Here is a 19,154-nt window from a genome sequence, read left to right on the forward strand (position 1 = left end):
AGGGCTTCAGCGAATCAGGTTACTGAGCCCTGCCGTTCACCGCCGCCGTCACCTGGCCGGCCAGAACCGGGCTGATGACGGCGGTCCCGCCGAACAGGTCCACCGACGTCAGCTGCGGCCGGAGAGCGCTGAGCAGGTCCGCCGTCTCCTGGGGCAGCGTGGACGGCACCAGCACCAGCTCGCCCCCGGTGGCCGCGGTCAGCGCGCCGCCGGTCAGGGCGTCGGGGAAGCCGGTGCCGGTGGCGACGCCGAGCTGGTGGACGGCTCCGGCGGCCATGGCGGCCTGCACCACCTTGATGTCGGTGTCGTACCGGGTGCTGCCCGCCAGCGGCTTCACGTAGCCGGGCAGGCCGGCCGCCGCCGTCACGGCCTGGCCGCCGATCGCCCACGCCGCGGGTGCGGCCTGGGAGGACTGGGCGACCCGGCTCGCGATGAACGCCCGCACGTCCGGTGCCAGGGTCTTGCCGTCGGTCAGGATCACGGCGGCCGGTCCGCTCGCGGTCGCGGCGGCGCCGGTGGCGAACGGGCCGGCGGCGAGGGCGTCGGCGTAGTCCTGTCCGGTGGCCAGGACCACGTGCTGAGGGCTGCCGAGGCCACGCTCGGCGATGTCCAGGGCGGTGTGGTCGCGGTCGGCGCCGGCGAAGCGGTTCACGCTGTAGCCGAGGCGGGTCAGCTGGCTGACGATGGCGGGGGAGATCGCCTGGGCGCCGCCGAGGACGTCGATCTGGCCGCCGTTCGTCCCGAGAACCCGCTTGATCTCGGTGAGGGTCGCGGGCGTCAGCGCGGCCGGGTCGGTGAGCAGCAGCGGGCCGCCGGCCTTGGCGGCCAGCGGCACGCCGGCCAGCGCGTCGGCGAACTGGTCGCCGCGGGCGAGCACGACGACGTTCGCCTTCTGCCGGCCGGAGGAGTCGCCGCCGGCGTTGGCCCAGTGCGACTGCGAAACGGCGACGCCGGTGAGGAACCGGTTGTCGCCGGACAGCCGGGCGACCGTGGGATTGCCGCCGGCGGCCGGGGGATTGCCCGGGTTGCCGCCGGGGCTGCCGGAAGCGACCCCGTTGCCGCTCATCTGGACGTACATCGCCCCCTGGCCGTCGGCCGGGGTGATCTCGTACTGGGCCTGTTGCGGGCCGGCCGCGGTCGGAGTGAAGGTCATGTCCACGTGGATGCTCTGACCCGGTCCGAGGACCTGGCCCTCCGAGATCGGCAGCGCGGTGGTGAACACGCCGGTCGGCGCCTTCGCCTTCGAGATGGTCAGCGGGGCCGTTCCGGTGTTGGTCGCGTCGAAGCCCACGGTCGCCGTGGCGCCGACGGCGACGTTGCCGAAGTTCAGTGAGGAGGGCGAGATCTGCAGGTTCCCGAAGCCCGACACCGCCCCACCGGTGAGCGGGACGTTCAGGGTGCCGCTGGTCGACACGACGGTCAGCCGGTCGTTGAACGAGCCGGCGGCGGTCGGGGCGAAGGTGATCGTCGCCGAGACCGACTTGCCGACGCCGATGATCGTGCCCTGCGACAGCCCCTGGACCGTGAACGGGGCGCCCGGCAGCGTGACGCTCTGGATCGTCTCGTCCACGGAGCCCGTGTTCCAGATCCGGACCGCCATCGTCTGCTGCGTCCCGGTCGGCTGGTCGTTCTGGAACTGCACCGGGCTCGGCGAGGCCCCGAGCCCGTTCGTCAGGCCGGTGCCGTTCAGGGCCACGCCGACGCTGCCGGCGCTGGTCGCGACCGTCATGATCCCGTTCGCCGCGCCGGCGGCGGTCGGGGTGAAGGTGACGTTGAGCGTGAGGTGGTCGCCGGTGTTCAGCGAGACCGGCGATGCCAGCGGCGTGGTGTCGACGGTGTACGGCGAGTCGTTGACGGTCGCGCCGGTCACCGTGACCGGCTTCGTCGCGGTCAGCGTCACCTGCTTCTGGGCGCCAGACCCCACCTCGACCGGTCCGAACGCCGCCGAGGACGAGGTCAACGGCGTCGTCGCGGGCTTGCCGAAGCCGATGACCTTCCCCACCAGGTCGGTCTGGCGGGTGCCGACGTAGACGCGGTTGGAGTCGGTGGCCACGACCGAGTACTTGGCCGCGCGGCCGATCGGTGCCGAGAACAGCTTGTCCAGGGTGCCGTGGGCGTCGGGGACCGCGGAGTACGCGTTCAGAGTCGCGTTCTCACCGGTCACGCCGCTGCCCCACGAGCCGCTCGGGCAGTCCACCACCCAGACGACGGCGCTGCCGGAGGTCGCGCCGTTCGAGGTGACGATCGGCGATCCGCTGGTGAAACCGAAGGAGTCGGTGCTGGTCCCGGCCTGGGTCAGGGTGGGCTCGCCGTCCGCGGTCGCGCCGGCTTGGAGCGCGACCAGCGGCTGCTGGTTGCCGACCTGGTAGACGTAGCCGCCGTCGCCGCCCCACACCGCCGGGTGCCCCCACAGGCCGCCGGGGAGCGGGCCGATGGTCTGCACGGCGGCGTCCGTGCCGTTGGGGCCCTGTCCCATGCCGCCGAGGTTGTCGCGGTTGAGCAGGAAGATCCGGCCGTCCTTGCCTTCCTGGAAGAGCACGTGGGGCACCTTGGTGGTGCCGAAGCTGTCCGGTAGCGCGGACGGACCGCCGGAACCGAAGTCGGTGTCGTTCAGATCCAGCGTGGAGTTGTTGGACGGGCTGAAGAAGTCCACCGCCGACAGCGACCGGTCCGAGCCCACCTGGAGCCGGACCACCGACTCGGCCAAGTGGCCGCCCGGGCTGGTGCCGGGACCGGCCTTCGGGCTGACTCCGTTGCCGGTGGCCAGGATGATGCGTCCGTCGCCGTCGGAGACCAGGCCGCCGCCGGACTGCCAGATGCCGGCGCCGCTCCCGGCGTCGTTGGTCTCCGAGGTCCACATCGCGGTCTGATGCCCGGAGGTGGCGTCGACGCCGACGACGTACCCGTGCCACGGCGTGAAGTCGCAGTGCGCGCCGAACGCGGCGTAGACCACGCCGTCCATGAGCAGCAGCCCGGGGCGCTGCATCTCGTGGAACGCGTCGAACGGCGTCGAGGGGTCGTTGCTCGGCGAGCCCTTGATGGTGACCGGCCACCCCGACCGCTCGGCACCGGTGCCGGGGTCGATCGCGTGCATCAGCCAACTCGCCTGGGTCGGGTCGTTGTCGGCGTAGGTCTTGGAAGTGAAGTAGACGGTGTTGCTGGCCGGATCGAAGACCGGCGTGGCGGTGACGCCGATCGTGGGCCCGAGGTCCCCGCAGCCGGTCGGCGGGTCGATCGACGAGGCCGGCCAGGCCGGGCCGAGGTCCGAGCGCGTCCACTGGATCGCGCCGGTCTGCGGATTCAGGCCGTAGACCTTGTTGTTCTCGGTCGCGACGACGAGCGTGCCGCCGGCCACCAGGGGCTGGGCGAAGACCTGGCCGTCGACCGTGGTCGAGAAGATCTGGCCGAAGCTGGGGTCTGAGACGTCGGCCGGGCTCAGGCCGGGCTCGTGCTGGTCCCAGCCGGTCCGCGCGTTGTCGACGGACACGGTGGTGTCGTCGGCCTTGGCCGCCTCGGGCTGGGCTATACCGGCGGCGACGACGGCCGCGGTGACGCCCAGCGCGGCTATGCGGGATCGGTGTGTCGGCATGGCTGTCCCTCTCCTGGAACACGCCGACTGACCGGCGGTGACGTTGAAAATGTTCCCAAGTCTTATAGGGCGCGGGGGAGTTGAGTCAACACAGGTGAATCCTCCCGGGGATCTGGCGGCGCGGTCCGTCTTCGCGATGCGCCGAATCGGTCCGCGCGGCGCTGACAGAACTCTGATATTGGAGCTGGGCTATCGTCGAGGTGATGACCACCTGAACCCGTATAGGAGACCGGCATGAGATCTGTCTTCAAGCGGTTCGGCGGGATGGCTGCCGCCACGGGCATCGCGGTCATGATGACCGCCGCGCCCTCGCACGCAGCCGTCGCCGCCGGGACCGTCGCGCCGAACGCCAGCATGGTGGAGTACGCCCTCGGGATCTCGCCGAACGCCACGGCGATCGAGTACGGCCTCGCGGTGTCTCCGGATGCCACCGCGATCGAGTACGGCCTCTGATCCGCCTCCGAGTGCCTGCACCTTCGAGACGACCGGTGGCCCGGACCTGATCAGGTCCGGGCCACCGGCGTGTCGAGCGCCCGCTCAGGACATCAGGACATCAGGACATCAAGCCACCGGCACCAACGTGAACTCCTGCGCGGTATCCCCCGCTGTACACGTCCACTGCTGTAGCCGCGTCCCGTTCGTCGTACCGCGGTTCGTCACGTCCAGGCACTCCGTGCCGCTGTTCCGCGCCGTGAACGTGTACGCGCTCCCCACCTGCGTCGGCAACCACTGCTGGTTCGTCCCGCCGCCCGCAGTCCAGAGCTGGATCGGCGTGCCGTCGCCGGTAGCGCCCTGACCGCCGGTCACGTCCCACGCCTCGCTCGGGGCGTTGCGGTTCACCACCTGGTAGTAACCGTTACTCGTGGCGCGGAACTGCCATTCCTGGTTGGCCTGGCCGCCGCCGCTGCCGCAGACCCACTGCTGCACCGCCGTGCCGTCCGTGGTGCCCCAGCCGGCGGCGTCGGCGCACAGGCCGCTGTTGGTGTTCACCACCTCGTACCACTTCGTCGGGTCGATGCCGCCGGTCCCGCCCCCGCCGCCGGAGGTCAGTTGGGGCCAGGTGAAGGTCGCAACGGCTCGGGCCGGAAGGGTGTAGGTGAAGGACTGGCCGTTCTCCGCGACGTTGAAGGTGTGGGCGTTGGCCGTGTCCGCGTTGAGGACGACCAGGGCGTTGGAGCCGTCGGGGTTGCGGAAGGCGACGTCCTCGATGTTGCCCGAGCCGAAGGTGTTCGAGTCGATGCGGACCGCGCCGGGCTTCACGAACTTGCTGGCCTGGCCGAGGACGTAGTACTCCGCGTTGTACGTCGCGGTGCCGGCGTTGTTGTCGACGGTCACCGCCGCGGTGCAGGTGGTGCAGTTCATGCTCGGGCCGCCGCCCGGGTTCAGGGCGACGTTCCAGGTCGCGACGGTCTTGGCCCAGTTGCGGGTGGCGCCGATGATCAGGTTCTCGGTCTGCCAGTCCAGGCTGTCGGCGAAGGTGTTGGCGGGGTTCGAGGACTGCGAGCCCGAGCATTCGGTGAAGTACGTGTCCTTGCCCGGGTAGGCGTTGTGGACCGTGCTCTGGGCGCTGGGGTCGCCGGAGTAGCAGTGCCACGCCGTGCCGGCCGTGTACTGGGATGCCGTGGAGTCGCCGAGGATCGTCTCGGGGAACGAGGGGTCGTTCCAGTTGTGGTCGTAGCCGATGATCTTCGTCGCCACACCGGACGAGGCCAGTGCCGGCCCGAGGTCGCCGCCGATCAGGCTGGTCTCCTGGGACGCCGTCAGCGTCGAGCCGGGGTAGTTCGAGGGCGAGTACTCCGGCTCGTTCTGCGGCGTCAGCAAGGCGACCGGGACGCCGGCGGCCTGGTAGGCCTGGGCGAACTTGACCAGGTAGTTCGCGTAGGTCTGGTAGTCGGAGGCGTTCAGCGAGCCGCCGACCATCGACCCGCTGGACTTCATCCAGCCCGGCGGGCTCCAGGGCGTGCCCATGACGGTCAGCGCGGGATTGAGCTGCAGCGCCTGCTTGAGGACCGGGATGATGTAGGCGTTGTCGTGGCTGATCGAGAAGTGCGCCAGCGACGGGTCGGCCTGGCCCGCGGGCATGTCGTCGTAGCTGTACTGCGACAACGAGAAGTCGGACGCGCCGATCGGCTGCCGCAGGAAGCTCAGCCCGATGCCCTGGGTGGGATCGAACAGCTTCGTCATGATCGACGAGCGCTGCGGCGAGTTCGCGACCAGCCACGCCGACGAGTCGGTGAACGACGCGCCGAAGCCGGTCATGCTCTGGTAGGCGGTCCCGGGGTTGACCGTGATCGTCTGGCTTGCCGAGCCGGCGCCGCTGGCGAACGTCGTGCCTGCCTGCGGACTGAGCAGTTGGCTCCGGTCCGCGGTGGTCTCCCACACCGACACCGCCGTCGCGGCCGTCGCCGCTGCCGCCGCATGCGGCGCGACAAGGCTTCCGGCCGCCCCGGCGACGAGGGCGAGTGCTCCCAAGGAAGCCGCAAGGGGTCTGCTGTGCCTGCTGCCGAACATCTCCGCGTGATCCTCCTTCACCCCGTGCTGTAACAAATGAAACAGCTATGTAACGGCCGTTGGCATGGAGGAAAGCAGTGACGTGACACGCTGTCAATGGTCGGAGCGAGTTCCGCAACAAGCTCGGTCACGGCGGCTGGTGAAACAGAAGCGTTACATGGCGCGGCGCGGGCCGGTGGAACCGCGCACCACCAGTTCCGTGGCGAGCTCCACGTGCAGGGCGTCCACCGGCCGGCGGTCGATCAGCCGGATCAGCAGGCTGACGGCCATCCGTCCCATCTCCGCGAGCGGCTGGCGGACGGTGGTGAGCATCGGGCTGGCGGCCTGGGCCAGGTCGATGTCGTCGAACCCGGTGACGGACAGATCGGTGGGCACCCGCAGGCCGCGGTCCGCCGCGGCGGCCATGGCCCCGATGGCCGTCTTGTCGTTGAAGCAGACCAGGGCGGTCGGGGCGGCGGGCAGGTCGAGCAGCTCGCCCGCGGCCTGGTGCCCCTGCCGGACTGTCGGCTCGACGGACCGGACCAGCTCCCGATCGGGCAGGATCCCGGCGTCGGCCAGCGCCGAGGTGTGCCCGGCCAGTCGGTCGCGGGCGGCCAGCCACTCCTCAGGCCCGGCGATGACGCCGATGCGCCGGTGGCCTTCGGCGAGCAGATGATGCGTGGCGCTGCGCGCGCCGGCCAGATGCGCGGCCGAGACCGCCGCGATGTCCCGGGGCACCTCGCCGCGCGGGTCGACGACCACGAACGGGAAGCCCTGCGCCCGCAGTGCGACCAGCTGCTCGTCGGGCTCGGGCGGCAGGATCATGATGGCGCCGGCGACCCCGCTGCGGCCGGCGAGTGTCGGCAGCACGGTCGCGGCCTGGGAGATCTCGCCCGCGTCGAGGATCAAAGTCCTGTCATGCGGCTCCAGGCTCTCGGCGATCGAGGAGACGATCAGCCCGAAGTAGTCGGTCAGCGTGTAGGGGCAGCGCAGGTAGACGGCCCCTTGCGCCTCGGGATCCGCCCCCGCGCCGGCCTGCGCGCCGAGCCGTTCGACCGTGCGCTGCACCAGATCCCGGGTCGCCGGGGCGACGTTCGCGTGGTCGTTGAGCACCCGGGACACGGTCGCGATCGACACCCCCGTGGCCGCGGCGATGTCCCGGACGGTCGCCTTCGCCCGCCGGGCCGGAGCCGCGTCAGCCATGCGTTACATCCCGTTTCACTCGCGCAGCATATCCATGTCCCGCAGCGTGTCGGCATCCCTTGACAGGGCAGGGGAAGCGTTGGTTTCCTCAGAGCGATGTTTCACCACTGTTACATGTTGTTACATCCTCGAGAGGGGACAGCCGTATGCCTCGCAGATCCTCCATGCCCCACAGACTCTCAGCGCCGGCCCTGATCGGCGGCCTCGTCGTCACGGCCTGCTCGATCGTCCCGGTCGCCTCCGCCGCCGACGCCGCCGACACCGCCCGCGCGAAGCCCGTCGCGGCCCACGTATGGCTCACGACCCCCGACGGCACGAACCGCCTGGCCGACAAGGGCACCGTCGCTTTCGGCGCGACGCCGGCCACCGCCCCGACCGTGGTGGTCGATCCCACTGTGACCTACCAGACCATGCAGGGCTTCGGCGCGGCGATCACCGATTCCTCCGCGACCGTGCTCTCCCAACTCTCGCCCGCCGCCCGCACCGCGACGATGCGCTCGCTGTTCGACCCGGTGGCCGGCGACGGCCTGGACTACCTGCGCCAGCCGATCGGCGGCTCTGACTTCGTGGCGACCGCCGCCTACACCTACGACGACCTGCCGGCCGGACAGACCGACTACGCGCAGCGGGATTTCTCCATCGCGCACGACCGGGCGCAGATCCTGCCGCTGCTGCGGGAGGCCAAGGCCATCAACCCCCGCCTGCAGATCGTGGCCACCCCGTGGAGCCCGCCGGCGTGGATGAAGACCGGCGATTCGCTGGTCGGCGGCCGGCTCATCGACGATCCGCGCGTCTACCACGCGTACGCGCTGTATCTGCTGAAGTTCGTCGAGGCCTACAAGGCCGATGGGGTGCCCGTCGACACCATCACGGTGCAGAACGAGCCCCAGAACCGGACCCCGTCCGGCTATCCCGGCACCGACATGCCGTCGTGGCAGGAGGAGAAGGTCATCGAGGACCTCGGGCCGATGCTGCGCGAGGCGCACCTGCACACCCAGATCCTGGCCTACGACCACAACTGGACCGAGCACCCCAACGACGTCGCGGCCACCCCGCCCGACGAGACGGCCGACATCGACGCCTATCCGCAGAACGTGCTCAGCTCGCCGGCCGCGAAGTGGGTCTCCGGCGTCGCCTTCCACTGCTACAGCGGGGACCCGGGCGCGATGGCCGCGTTCCACAATCAGTTCCCTGACAAGGCGATCTACTTCACCGAGTGCTCCGGCAGCCAGTCGAGCGACCCCGCGAACACCTTCTCCGACACGCTGAAGTGGCACACTCGGAACCTGACGATCGGCGCCACCCGCGGCTGGGCCGAGACCGTCATCAACTGGAACCTCGCCCTGGACCCCAGCGGCGGCCCGCACGTCGGCGGCTGCGGCACCTGCACCGGCGTCGTCACCGTCGGGCCCGGCGACACCGTCACCGACAACGCCGAGTACTACACCCTCGGCCACCTGGCCCGGTTCGTCCAACCCGGGGCGGTGCGCATCGCCAGCACGTCCTTCGGCACCACCGGCTGGAACGGCCAGGTCATGGACGTCGCGTTCCGCAACCCCGACGGCGGCACCGTGCTCGTCGCGCACAACGAGAACGACAACCCGCAGACCTTCGCGGTGCGGGAGGGCGACCAGAGCTTCACCTACACGCTGCCCGGCGGCGCCTTGGCCACGTTCACGTGGAAGGGCCGCATCCCGGGTGTCAATGCTCTGCGTCAAGTCGATCCGGCCGGCTGGCACGCGACCGCGAACCCGCCCGGCCCGACCGATCCGTGCTGCACCGCGGACGTGGCCGCCGACGCCGTGGACGCCGACGCCAGCACCCGCTACTCCTCGGGAACCGCGCAGGCGGCGGGCCAGTATCTGCAGGTCGACTTCGGCAAGCCGGTCGCTGCGCGCCGGGTCGTCTTCGACACCGGAGCGTCCACCGGCGACTACCCGCGTGGGTACGCCGTGACCACCAGCAGGGACGGCGTCACCTGGACGACCGCCGCTTCGGGAGCCGGTACCGGCCAGTTCACCACGGCGGATCTGGCCGGAGCACCGATCCGGTACGTCCGCTTGACCCTCACCGCCGCCAGCGGGAGTTGGTGGAGCGTCGCCGACGTGCGCGCCTACACGCGCTAACCGTATTGAGGCACGCGAAGCACCTCCGCGACCAGCCGAGGCTGCCGCGGCAGGACACCGTTCGTCTCGCTCGCCCGGAAACCGTCCAGGGCGAGCGCGGCGAAGCGGCGTGCGGCGGGCGTCCTGTTGGCGGGGGCGGTGCCCGACAGGCCGCGGCAGGCCAGGAGGAACAGGTTGAGGTCGTCGAGGACGAAGTCGGGCCGCAGCTGTCCGGTGCGCTTGGCCCGGGTGGTGAGCGTGCGGATGCGGCGCAGGAGGTCTGCGCGGTGGTGGGCGAACGCGGGGGAGCCTGGGTTGGCCGCCATGAAAGCGTCGACGAAACCCTGGTTCTGAACGTTCAGCACACTGAGTCGCTCCACGACGGAGGCGAAGCCGCGCCACGGGTCCGGGTCGGCGCAACCGTCGAGGACGATCTGCTGGCAGGCGCGCAGTTCGTCGGCGAAGACGTCGTCGATGAGGGCCTGCTTCGTCGGGAAGCGCCGGTAGAGGGTCGCCGGGCCCACTCCGGCGTGCCGGGCCACCTCCCGCATCGAGGCGTCGAGGCCGTGCTCGGCGAACAGGGCTCGGGCGGCGTCGAGGATCCTGTCGCGGTTCTCGCGGGCGTCGGCACGAAGCGGCGGCGCCTTGTGAGTCACTTCTCCGGTCATCGTTCTCACTTCCGCTAAGCGGACGCCGGCGTCCGTTACGTTCGAAGCGTACCTGGTCAACGGCAAGGAGAAGGAGATTCACATGCGCGCGGTCGTGATCGAGCGGTTCGGTGACCCGTCCGGGATGGCGGTGCGCGACATCGCCGAGCCGGCGCCTGCCGCCGGGCAGGTGGTGGTCAGAACCGAGGCGATCGGGGTCGGCGGCGTCGATGTGGTGATCCGTCGCGGGGCTCTCGGTGCCTTCGGGTTCGCCGAGGGGCTGATCCCGGGCAGCGAGGTCGCCGGGGTGGTCACCGCGCTCGGGGATGGGGTCGATCCGTCATGGCTCGGGCGGCGGGTGTGGGCGTTCACCGGGACGAGCGGAGGCTACGCGGAGCTGGCCGTCGTCGGTCTCGACGCTGTCGCTGTGCTGCCCGACAAGCTCTCCTCGATCGACGCCGTCACACTCGGCTCCTCGGCTCCGGTCGCCCACTTCGCGCTCAGGCACGCGCACTTCACCGCGGGTGAATCAGTGCTCATACGCGGTGCGGCGGGCAGCATCGGCATCGCGGCGGTGGAACTCGCGTCCCGGGGTGGCGCAAGCGTTGTCGCGGTCACCACATCGTCCGCCGAGCGTGGACGACGGCTTCGAGAACTCGGCGCGACGCTCGTCCTCGATCGCGCCGGGCGCGGCGGGAACGGCGGGAACGGTGACTCAGACCTCTTCGACGTCATCATCGACATCGTCGGCGGACCCGAGACTCCGGCCTTCATCGACCGGCTCGCCCCCAACGGGCGCATGGTCGTCGTCGGCGTCGTGGGGGGCATGCCGCCCGAGGACTTCGGGATGCCCCTGATCCGGTCCTTCCAGCAGTCGCGCTCGTTCGCGACCTTCAGCCTCGACACGATCCCGATGGCCGCGCGCAAGGCTGTGCTGGCCGAGCAATTCGACGATGCCGCAGCCGGCCGCCTGCACCCTGTTGTTCACGAGGTGCTCGGCCTGGATCAGGCTGCTGAGGCGCACCGTCGGATGGACGAAGGCACGGTCTTCGGCCGTATCGTCCTCACGCCGTGAGCGCCGAAGCCGCCAACGCGTCCCCGACAGCCGTCCGTGCGTAGAGCACGACGCGGCCGTCGCGGGCGCGGTCGACAAGCCCGGCCCGCCGCATCACCGCCAGGTGGTCCCCGACCGCGCCGGTCGTCATGCCCAGGGTGCGGGCCAGGTGGGTGGTGCCGGCCGGGCTCTCCAGGGCGAGCAGGATGCGCGCGCGGCTGCGGCCGATCAAGTCCGCCAGGGCCCCCGGCGGCGACGGTGCGGGATGTTCCCAGAGCACTGCGATACCCCGAGCGGGATAGATCAGGGTCTTGGGCCACTCGCCGGACGTGTAGGTGGCGGCGCGCGGCCAGTTGAAGGCCGAGGGGACCAGGAGCAGGCCGCTGCCGGCGAGCGGGATCACTTTCTGTTCGGCTCCCATGCCGGACACCTCGATGCCGTCCTCGTGCCAGCGCACCGAGGTGTGCAGGTCGGCGATGGCGGCGGCCCAGCCGGCCCGGCCCAGGACGCCCGCGCGGTGCACGACGTCGCGTTCGCACAGCGCGCGCAGCTGGAGCCAGTCCGGCGCCATGAGCGTGCGCCAGGCGTGGTCCAGCGCCTCGGCCAGGCGCGGGACCGCGTCTGGGGCGTCGAGCAGGGCGAGCGCTCGGGGATCGCTGATCGGACGCGCGGCCAGGCAGCCGGCGATCTCGGCCCGGGCCTGGGCCAGCGGGGTCGCCCTGATCGTCGCGAGATCGTCCTCCCAGGTCTGGGCCAGGCCGGCCGGGGGAGGCGCGAGGAAGTCCGCGCCCATCCAGCCGGCCTGCAGAGCCAGGACCGCGTCCAGCTCGGTATGGCGGCGGAGGCCCTCGAAAGCCGGGCGCAACCGGGCCGCCGAGGCCACCGGCAGTCGGCCGCCGCGGTCGAGGCGGCGCAGCAGCGAATCGAGCTCGAACGCCGGGGAGATGGCGAAGCGGCTGTGCAGCAGGTCCTCGGTGCCGACCTCGAAGCGGATCACACCGACCAGGCTACGTCGGCGCGAGCCGGGCTTACGTCCAGCGACGAATCTCTCGCCGTGCGATGGCGGCCGGGCCAGTGTGCGGCCATGGAATCCGTCACCGCAGCAGCCGTCAGCGACGCAGCCGACAGCGCCGCAGCCGTCACCGCCGTCCCGAGCCCGCCCCACCGGCGCACGACCTACCGGGACGTGTTCGGCCAACCCCAGTTCCGCCTTCTGTTCTCGACCCGGATCCTGGGCATCAGCGCCGAGACGCTGCGCATCACGACCCTGTCCGTCCTGATCTTCACCGCCTCGCACTCACCGCTGCTCAGCGCGCTGGCCTTCGGTATCGGCTTCCTGCCGCAACTGCCCGGCTCGATGCTGTTCGGCGCCCTGGCCGACCGGCTCCGGCCCCGGCCACTGCTGACCGTCGGCTTCCTGCTGCAGTGCGCCGCGGCGGCGGTGCTGGGGACGGTGCCGATGCCGACGGCCGCGGCACTCGGCCTGGTCGGCGCGGTCGCCGTCCTGGCCCCGGTGTTCGGCGGGGCGACCAGCCGCCTGGCCGCCGAGTTCCTGACCGGCGACGCCTACGTCCTGGGGCGCTCGCTGCTGAACATGGCCTCCTCGGGCGCGCAGCTGGTCGGGCTGGCCGTCGGCGGCGCGGCGGTCGCGGCGCTGGGCACCAGCCAGGCGCTGCTGCTGGCCGCTGCGCTGAACGCCGGGTGTGCCACGGCGGTGTGGCTCCGGCTGCCTGATCGGCCGGCGCCGGGGAGCCTGCCTGGTGGGGCGCTGGATGGGGCACAGGGCCGGCCGCGGGGAGCGGTGATGGCGGCGAGTTGGTCCGGTGCCCGGCGGCTGCTGCGCGACCGCGCGGTGCGCCGTCTGTACCTGGCCCAATGGCTGCCCAGCGGATTCATGGCCGGCGCCGAGGGCCTGATCGTGTCATACGCGGGCCAGCGGGGCTTCGCCGCCGGGACCTACGGCTTGCTCATGGCGTGCGGGCCTACCGGGATGCTGGTCGGCGATCTGGTCGTCGGCCGCATGCTGCGCCCCGCCGCGCGCGAGAGGTTGGTGGTCCCGCTGGCCGTGTGGTTGGGGCTGCCGTTGCTGGGCCTTGCTGCGGACCCGTCCGCGTCTGTCTGTGCCCTGCTGCTGCTGGCTTCCAGCACAGGGTTCTCCTACGCGATCGGCTTGCAGCGCCGGTTCCTCGAGGTCTTGCCGGCCGACAACCAGGGCCAGGCGTTCGGCCTGCTCAGCTCCGGGATGATGACGCTGCAAGGGATCGGGCCGGTGCTGGTGGGCGCAGTCGCCGGTCTGGCCGGGACCGGGCCGGCCATGGCCGTGGCCGGGGGAGCAGCGATGCTCACCGGGGGATGGATGGCGAGTTGGCTGCTGTGAGGGCTTGGAACTGCGAGTGCTCGCGGAAGGGATGTCGCGTGCCACAGTTCGGTACTCTCGCGGCGTTGATCGGATATGAGGCTCATACAGCGCGGGAGTCGCGGCACGCCGGAGGCTGACGGCCCGGCCCTGGACTTCCAGGAGTTCGTCGCGGCCAGCGGAGCGCGGCTGTTCCGTTCCGCCTGCCTGCTCACCGGCGGGGACACACATGCCGCGGAGGACCTGGTTCAGGAGACCTTCGGGCTGCTGTACCGAAAGTGGCAGCGCATCGGCGGGCTGGACAACCCGGTCGGCTACGCGCAGACCACCTTGGTCAACCGGTTCATGTCGGCGCGGCGCAAACGAAGCAACTCCGAACGTCCCGTCGGCGGCGGGTTGGGCGGCGCGGGGGACCAACCCGCGCGAAACGACGACGTCCCGCTCCGCATGGCGCTGCTGGAGGCGTTGCGCTCGCTGCCCCCGGTCGACCGCGCGGTGCTGGTGCTGCGGTTCTGGGAGGACTTGAGCGTCGCCGAGACGGCGGCGCGGCTGAACCTGTCCGACACGGCCGTTCGCTCGCGCTGTTCCCGAGCGCTGGCGCGGGTGCGTGAGCGGCTCGGCGACGATTTCGCCGAGCTCGCCCGTTCTTGAGCGATTCCCGATTCCCGATCACCGACAGATCTGACACGAGAGGTGTACTTCCATGTCCACCGGCCATTTCGAGGACATCGACAACGATCGGCCCGACGGCATCGCCGAAGTGATGCGCGAGACCGCCTTCTCCTTCGAGGCCCCGGCTTCCGCCGTGATGTACGCGGGTGCCCTGGCCCAGGCGCGGCGTCACCGGCGCCGCTCTGCTGCCGCCGGGGTTCTGACGGCGGTCGCGGTGGTCGGCGTCGCCGGGGCGGTCGTCACCCAGAACTCGACGCGCGCCGGGGTCTCCCCGGCCTCGTCGGCCACGACGCCTGCGGGCGGTTCGTCATCGCCAGCGAAGCCCACGACTGAGCCCACAACGAAACCCGCGACAGCGGCTGACCGCAAGGCGCTCGCGGACTTCGTCCTCAACACCGGCATCGGTGCGCTGCCGGCCGGCTCGCACATCGAAGGCGACCCTTCATCCGGCGTGGAGGGCTCGAAGTTCCCGCCGCAGAAGCGGCTGCCGGTCACCCCGCCCACCGACGTCCTCGGCGGCGTCAACGGCGCGTGGGCCGTCGGGCCCGGCGGAGCCACAAGCGTCTCGATCGAAGTTCAGGTCCGCACCCTGGCGCTCACTTGTGACCACTTCAAAACGTTGAGCCCGCAGGACGTGTGCACCACCACTCCGTTCGCCAAGGGCGGCGAGGTTGTTTCGCACCAGTACCGGAAGGATTCGATACACCAGACCGGCCAATACTTCCGCGACTATATCTGGCTGCGCCCGGACGGCGCCGACGTGATCGTCAGCCAGGTGGCGCCGTCGGAGTCGCAGTTCGTGTGGACCGGTGACCAGGTGGACGGGCTGCTTGCGCGGCCGGCGTGGGACCAGGCCGTCACGCAGCTGAAGGCCTTCATCGCCGACGCGGGCCGAGCCGTGACAGGAGGCTGACCAAATCTCGGGCGAGGGTCGCATGGGTCGCACGGGTCTCGGGGTCGCGCGGGTCACAGCGCGAGTTTGTCCAGGTTGGCCAAGTCGAGGACTTGATGGCGGGTATCTTGTCTCGAACACAGCGACGGTTCCCGCGTTTCTGAAACGCAGGGCCCGGTCTGCCGACCCTTCCAGGGAAAGCTACTCGCGGGGGTCGTGGGGTCGGAACTAGGGGAGAAGCGAAAAGCGATGACGGGTATAGAGACCCTGGACACCGCCGTGGTGGGGGCCGGGCCCTACGGTCTGTCGGTGGCGGCGCACGCCACCGTGCGCGGCTCGCGCACCCGGGTGTTCGGCACGCCGATGCGGGCCTGGGCCGAGCACATGCCGGTGGGCATGAAGCTCAAGTCCGAGCCGTGGGCCTCCCACCTGTCCGACCCGCGCGACCGTTACACGCTGAAGGAGTACTGCCGGCTCGAGGGCCTGCCGTACGCGCACGGCGTGCCCACGCCCGTCGAGACGTTCGTCGACTACGGCCGCTGGTTCCAACAGCAGGCGGTGCCGGACGTCCACGAGACCGACGTGGTGCGGGTCGACCGGGAAGGCGCGCTGTTCGCGCTGGAGCTGGCCGACGGTTCCTCGGTACGAGCCCGCTCGGTGGTGCTCGCCGCCGGATTCCTGCCGTTCCCCCGCTTCCCCGAGGCGCTCGTCGGGCTGAAGGCGCCCCAGGTGCTGCACAGCAGCGCGGTGAACGATCTGTCCGGTTTCTCCGGCAAGCGGGTCACCGTGGTCGGCGGCGGACAGGCCGCGATCGAGATCGCGGTGCTGCTCGACGAGGCGGGCGCCGATGTCACGCTGGTGGCGCGCGCCGGCTCGCTGGCCTGGAACAGCCTTCCCGCCGATCTCCCCACCACCCTTTGGCAGAAGCTGCGCCAGCCGGAGAACGGCCTCGGGCCCGGCTACTACAACAAGGTGCTGGGCGACCTGCAGGCTCTGTTCCGGTTGATGCCGGCGGGGTACCGCATGGAGGTCGTGCGCAAGACGCTCGGGCCGGAGGGGTCCTGGTGGATCCGTGACCGGTTTGAGAAGTCTTTCGATGCCCCCCACGTCCTGACCGGTACGCAGATCACCGCGGCCAGGCCCGAGGGCGGCGCGCTCCGGCTGGAGCTGTCCGGCGGCCGGGAGCTGGAGGCCGACCATGTCATCGCCGCGACCGGCTTCGAAGTGGATGTCAGGAAGCTGACGGTACTCAGTGAGGAGTTGCGCGGCCGGGTCCGCGGCATGCGCGGCTCGTACGGCCCGCCGGTCCTGGGAGCGGGCTTCGATTCCTCGGAGCGCGGGCTCCACATGGTCGGGCTGGCAGCGGCGGCGACGTTCGGGCCGTCCATGCGCTTCGTGTGCGGGGCCGCGTTCGCTGCCCGCGCCGCGGCGGCGAGACTGCCGCGCTGAGCGCATAAGGCTTTGGGGCTTCGCATCGATCAAACAGCGGCGAACGATAAGATCGGATGGGGCTCCGTCACCAGGGCTTTCGGGAAATCGGGCATTTCCTTGGACAGGCGAGGGCTACCTTGGACTTCACTATAAGCTGGTTTGCATGGCAGTGACAGCGTCGCCGAACGCGGACACCGCGACCGACGCCGTGCTGCTGAAGCTCGACCGGAACGTCTTCCACCACGGCGGGCTGGGCGTGATCCGCAGCCTGGGGCGGCTGGGCATCCGGGTCCACGCCATGCGCGAGGACCGGTTCGCTCCGGCCGGTGCGTCCCGGTACACCCGTCGGACGGTGTCGCCGATGCCGGCCAGCGCCAATCCCGATGACGTGCTCGAGCTGCTGGACCGGCTCGCCGACCGGCTGCCCGGCCCGGCCGTCCTGGTCACCACTGACGACGCGGGCGCGATCCTGTTGGCCGAGCACGGCGACAAGCTCCGGCCCCGGTACCTGTTCCCCTCCCCGCCGGCCGATCTGCCGCGCCGGGCGGCGGGGAAGGCGACCCTCGCCGAGATCTGCCGCACCGCCGGGGTGCCGCATCCGGCGACGACGGTCCCGGTGGACGCCGCCGAGGCCGTGGCCTTCGCCGATTCCTGCGGCTATCCGGTCGTCGCCAAGGTCAATCTGCCCTGGGCAGCCGACCGGGCGGTGGGATTGCAGAGCACGACCATCGTTCGCAGCAAGGACGAACTGTCGGCACTGGTCGAGCGGGCCCGCCGGGCGACCGGCGACGGCCCGGACACCGGCCTGCTGCTCCAGGAATACCTGGCGCCCGCACCGGCCGGCACGCGCCAGGACTGGTTCTTCCACGGCTATTTCGACGCGGCCTCGCGCTGCCTGTTCGGGCACACCGGCACCAAAGAGCGTTCCTTCCCGGTCCACGCGGGCCTGACCACCTACGGCCAGTGGGCGCCGAACGAGCGGCTGCGCGCCGAGGCGGTCGCGCTGCTGTCCGGGCTGGGCTACCAGGGGATCGTCGATCTCGACTACCGGTGGGACCCGCGGGACGACAGCTACCGGCTTCTGGACTTCAACCCCCGCCTCGGCGCCCAGTTCCGGCTGTTCCAGGACACGGCCGGCATCGATGCCGTCCGGGCCCTGCACCTGGATCTCACCGGGCGCGGCCTCACGGCGGGGGAGGCCGTGCCCGGCCGGGCACTGGTCGTCGAGAACTATGACCCGATCGCCGCCCGCGAGCTTCGACGGGAGGGGGACCTCTCCCTGCGCTCCTGGCTGGCCTCGGCGCGCGCCGCGGACGAGGCCGCCTGGTTCGCCTGGGACGATCCGGCTCCGTTCTTCCTGGCCGGCGCTCGGATGGTGTGGGAGGCCGTGGAACACCGGTTGCGCCGCTAGCGCTTTCGGCCGGCGCGGTCCGCGAGGGCCTGCTCGTACCAGGATTCGTAGTCGTCGAGGCAGCGGTCCAGACTGAAGGCCTCGGCGCGCCGCGCCGAGCCCTCGCCCAACCGCGCCAGTCGCTCGGCGTCCCCGATCAGCCCGGCCAGCGCCTCGGCGAGTGCGGCCGTGTCGGCGGGGGCGACGAGCACGCCGTTGTCCGGGCCGACCAGCTCCGGCAGCGCCCCGATCCGGCTGGCGACCAGGGGCCGGCCCAGGGCCAGCGCCTCCAGGGCGGTCAGGCCGAAGATCTCCGGAGTGGTCGAGGGGACGGCCAGCAGTGCGGAGCCACGCAAGCACTCGGCGACCTCCGGCGGACTCAGCCAGCCGCGGAACTCGACCGTGCCGGCCGCCACCAGGTCGGCGGCCCGCGCCTGCAGCCGGTCGCGTTCCGGGCCGTCGCCGACCACTACGAGCCGTGCCTTGGGCTGGGTGCGGGCCAGGATCGCGAACGCTTCCAGGACGACGTCCGCCCCCTTCAGAGGGCTGAGCCGGCCCACGTAGGCCGTCTGCCACACCTCTGAGACCGGGGTCGGGGTGAAGACCCGGTCCACGGCATGCGGGATCACCCGGACCGGCACCCGGCCGGCGTCGGGGCGGATCACGTCGGCGACGAACCGGCTCGGGGCCGCGAAGCCGTCGATCCGGCGCAGCCCGAACACCCGGTAGGCGGGCCGCATCAGGAAACGCAGGTGCAGGTAGCGGAGCAGGGCGCCGGGCGATATCCGTCCGGCGTTGTCGGCGACCTGCCAGCGCAGCAGTTTGCGGGTCCAGTCCTCGGGGCCGTGGATGGTGAGGATCCGTACGGCGCCGCGGGTGGCCGGGAACACCGCCGGGCCGAACCCGCCGACGGTGTGCAGGTGGACGCAGTCGGGCCGGAACTCGCGCATGATCCGCCGCACCTCGCGGTATCCCCGGTGGTGCCACACGAACCCGGCCAGCTTGCCCAGCGGACCGCCGTCCACCGGCGGGACCAGGTCGTCGGCGAACACGGCCCGGTCGCCCGACGGGGATTGCAGGGCCACCACCCGGACCTGGTGGCCCCGAGCCGTCTGGCCGTCCCGGAGCATGCGGACGAACTTCTCCGCGCCCCCGGCCTCGAAGCCCAGGTTGACGATGTGCAGAATTCTCACCGGTGCCGCGCAATCCTCGAACCGAAATAGTGGGCTGCGAACCGCCCGGGTTCGGGAATCGGCGCGGTGACACCGAAGACGCCGAACCATGGCACTATGAACGCTCGCAGGCGGACGTCCCTTTCCGGGGCG

At 71.2% G+C, this 19,154-nt stretch carries 14 protein-coding genes; 8 read left to right on the forward strand and 6 right to left on the reverse strand.

Going from position 1 to position 19,154, the window contains the following annotated elements; all coding sequences use genetic code 11:
• Window positions 1-19: 19 nt before the first annotated feature.
• The gene (locus ABH926_RS27340) at window positions 20-3,589 is read right to left on the reverse strand and encodes a cell wall-binding repeat-containing protein (protein ID WP_370368656.1); all 3,570 of its coding nucleotides are present in this window, start codon (window positions 3,587-3,589) and stop codon (window positions 20-22) included.
• Window positions 3,590-3,823: 234 nt separating this feature from the next.
• On the opposite strand from ABH926_RS27340, the gene ABH926_RS27345 reads away from it, so the two are divergent.
• The gene (locus ABH926_RS27345) at window positions 3,824-4,042 is read left to right on the forward strand and encodes a hypothetical protein (RefSeq protein WP_370368657.1); all 219 of its coding nucleotides are present in this window, start codon (window positions 3,824-3,826) and stop codon (window positions 4,040-4,042) included.
• Window positions 4,043-4,150: 108 nt separating this feature from the next.
• Here ABH926_RS27345 and ABH926_RS27350 read toward each other — a convergent pair whose 3' ends face one another.
• Together ABH926_RS27350 and ABH926_RS27355 are read right to left on the reverse strand one after the other, a co-directional pair.
• Window positions 4,151-6,061 (reverse strand): RICIN domain-containing protein, encoded by a 1,911-nt coding sequence (locus ABH926_RS27350; RefSeq protein ID WP_370368658.1) that lies wholly within the window; start codon window positions 6,059-6,061, stop codon window positions 4,151-4,153.
• 192 nt (window positions 6,062-6,253) lie between these two features.
• Entirely contained in the window at window positions 6,254-7,282 is a 1,029-nt protein-coding gene (locus ABH926_RS27355; RefSeq protein WP_370368659.1) for a LacI family DNA-binding transcriptional regulator, read from the reverse strand.
• 164 nt (window positions 7,283-7,446) lie between these two features.
• Here ABH926_RS27355 and ABH926_RS27360 point away from each other — a divergent pair, with 164 nt between their 5' ends.
• Window positions 7,447-9,408, forward strand: a complete 1,962-nt coding sequence (locus ABH926_RS27360; RefSeq protein WP_370368660.1) for a glycoside hydrolase family 30 beta sandwich domain-containing protein — start codon at window positions 7,447-7,449, stop codon at window positions 9,406-9,408.
• On the opposite strand, the gene ABH926_RS27365 is transcribed toward ABH926_RS27360, so the two are convergent.
• Window positions 9,405-10,055 carry a TetR/AcrR family transcriptional regulator gene (locus ABH926_RS27365; RefSeq protein WP_370368661.1) on the reverse strand — a complete coding sequence of 217 codons (651 nt, stop codon included), beginning with the start codon at window positions 10,053-10,055 and terminating at the stop codon, window positions 9,405-9,407. The two genes, ABH926_RS27360 and ABH926_RS27365, sit on opposite strands and share 4 nt — an antisense overlap.
• An 82-nt stretch (window positions 10,056-10,137) precedes the next feature.
• Here ABH926_RS27365 and ABH926_RS27370 point away from each other — a divergent pair, with 82 nt between their 5' ends.
• Window positions 10,138-11,109, forward strand: coding sequence for a zinc-binding dehydrogenase (locus ABH926_RS27370; protein ID WP_370368662.1), 972 nt, complete (start codon window positions 10,138-10,140; stop codon window positions 11,107-11,109).
• On the opposite strand, the gene ABH926_RS27375 is transcribed toward ABH926_RS27370, so the two are convergent.
• Window positions 11,099-12,085, reverse strand: a complete 987-nt coding sequence (locus ABH926_RS27375; RefSeq protein WP_370368663.1) for a DUF5937 family protein — start codon at window positions 12,083-12,085, stop codon at window positions 11,099-11,101. The two genes, ABH926_RS27370 and ABH926_RS27375, sit on opposite strands and share 11 nt — an antisense overlap.
• A gap of 87 nt (window positions 12,086-12,172) precedes the next feature.
• On the opposite strand from ABH926_RS27375, the gene ABH926_RS27380 reads away from it, so the two are divergent.
• The 5 genes from ABH926_RS27380 (at window position 12,173) to ABH926_RS27400 (ending at window position 17,850) form a co-directional block, all read left to right on the forward strand.
• Window positions 12,173-13,465: an MFS transporter gene (locus tag ABH926_RS27380; RefSeq protein WP_370368664.1), complete on the forward strand. Its 1,293-nt coding sequence runs from the start codon at window positions 12,173-12,175 to the stop codon at window positions 13,463-13,465.
• Window positions 13,466-13,540: 75 nt separating this feature from the next.
• On the forward strand, window positions 13,541-14,095 hold the full coding sequence (locus tag ABH926_RS27385) for a SigE family RNA polymerase sigma factor (RefSeq protein WP_370368665.1): 555 nt from the start codon (window positions 13,541-13,543) through the stop codon (window positions 14,093-14,095).
• A 52-nt stretch (window positions 14,096-14,147) separates the two neighbouring features.
• Window positions 14,148-15,029: a hypothetical protein gene (locus tag ABH926_RS27390; RefSeq protein WP_370368666.1), complete on the forward strand. Its 882-nt coding sequence runs from the start codon at window positions 14,148-14,150 to the stop codon at window positions 15,027-15,029.
• Window positions 15,030-15,257: 228 nt separating this feature from the next.
• Window positions 15,258-16,457 carry an NAD(P)-binding domain-containing protein gene (locus tag ABH926_RS27395; protein ID WP_370368667.1) on the forward strand — a complete coding sequence of 400 codons (1,200 nt, stop codon included), beginning with the start codon at window positions 15,258-15,260 and terminating at the stop codon, window positions 16,455-16,457.
• Window positions 16,458-16,602: 145 nt separating this feature from the next.
• Complete coding sequence (locus ABH926_RS27400; RefSeq protein WP_370368668.1) at window positions 16,603-17,850, forward strand: carboxylate--amine ligase; 1,248 nt, start codon at window positions 16,603-16,605, stop codon at window positions 17,848-17,850.
• On the opposite strand, the gene ABH926_RS27405 is transcribed toward ABH926_RS27400, so the two are convergent.
• Window positions 17,847-19,022, reverse strand: a complete 1,176-nt coding sequence (locus ABH926_RS27405) for a glycosyltransferase family 4 protein (RefSeq protein WP_370368669.1) — start codon at window positions 19,020-19,022, stop codon at window positions 17,847-17,849. The genes ABH926_RS27400 and ABH926_RS27405 overlap by 4 nt on opposite strands.
• Between the last annotated feature and the right edge of the window lie 132 nt (window positions 19,023-19,154).

It is taken from the genome of Catenulispora sp. GP43, from assembly GCF_041260665.1.
Classification (GTDB): Bacteria; Actinomycetota; Actinomycetes; order Streptomycetales; family Catenulisporaceae; genus Catenulispora.

Bases quoted from the DNA above. Each gene is read 5' to 3' on its own strand.
- ABH926_RS27340 (WP_370368656.1), bottom strand. From the start codon at position 3,589: ATGCCGACACACCGATCCCGCATAGCCGCGCTGGGCGTCACCGCGGCC.
- ABH926_RS27345 (WP_370368657.1), top strand. From the start codon at position 3,824: ATGAGATCTGTCTTCAAGCGGTTCGGCGGGATGGCTGCCGCCACGGGC.
- ABH926_RS27355 (WP_370368659.1), bottom strand. From the start codon at position 7,282: ATGGCTGACGCGGCTCCGGCCCGGCGGGCGAAGGCGACCGTCCGGGAC.
- ABH926_RS27360 (WP_370368660.1), top strand. From the start codon at position 7,447: ATGCCCCACAGACTCTCAGCGCCGGCCCTGATCGGCGGCCTCGTCGTC.
- ABH926_RS27365 (WP_370368661.1), bottom strand. From the start codon at position 10,055: ATGACCGGAGAAGTGACTCACAAGGCGCCGCCGCTTCGTGCCGACGCC.
- ABH926_RS27370 (WP_370368662.1), top strand. From the start codon at position 10,138: ATGCGCGCGGTCGTGATCGAGCGGTTCGGTGACCCGTCCGGGATGGCG.
- ABH926_RS27380 (WP_370368664.1), top strand. From the start codon at position 12,173: ATGGAATCCGTCACCGCAGCAGCCGTCAGCGACGCAGCCGACAGCGCC.
- ABH926_RS27385 (WP_370368665.1), top strand. From the start codon at position 13,541: ATGAGGCTCATACAGCGCGGGAGTCGCGGCACGCCGGAGGCTGACGGC.
- ABH926_RS27390 (WP_370368666.1), top strand. From the start codon at position 14,148: ATGTCCACCGGCCATTTCGAGGACATCGACAACGATCGGCCCGACGGC.
- ABH926_RS27395 (WP_370368667.1), top strand. From the start codon at position 15,258: ATGACGGGTATAGAGACCCTGGACACCGCCGTGGTGGGGGCCGGGCCC.
- ABH926_RS27400 (WP_370368668.1), top strand. From the start codon at position 16,603: ATGGCAGTGACAGCGTCGCCGAACGCGGACACCGCGACCGACGCCGTG.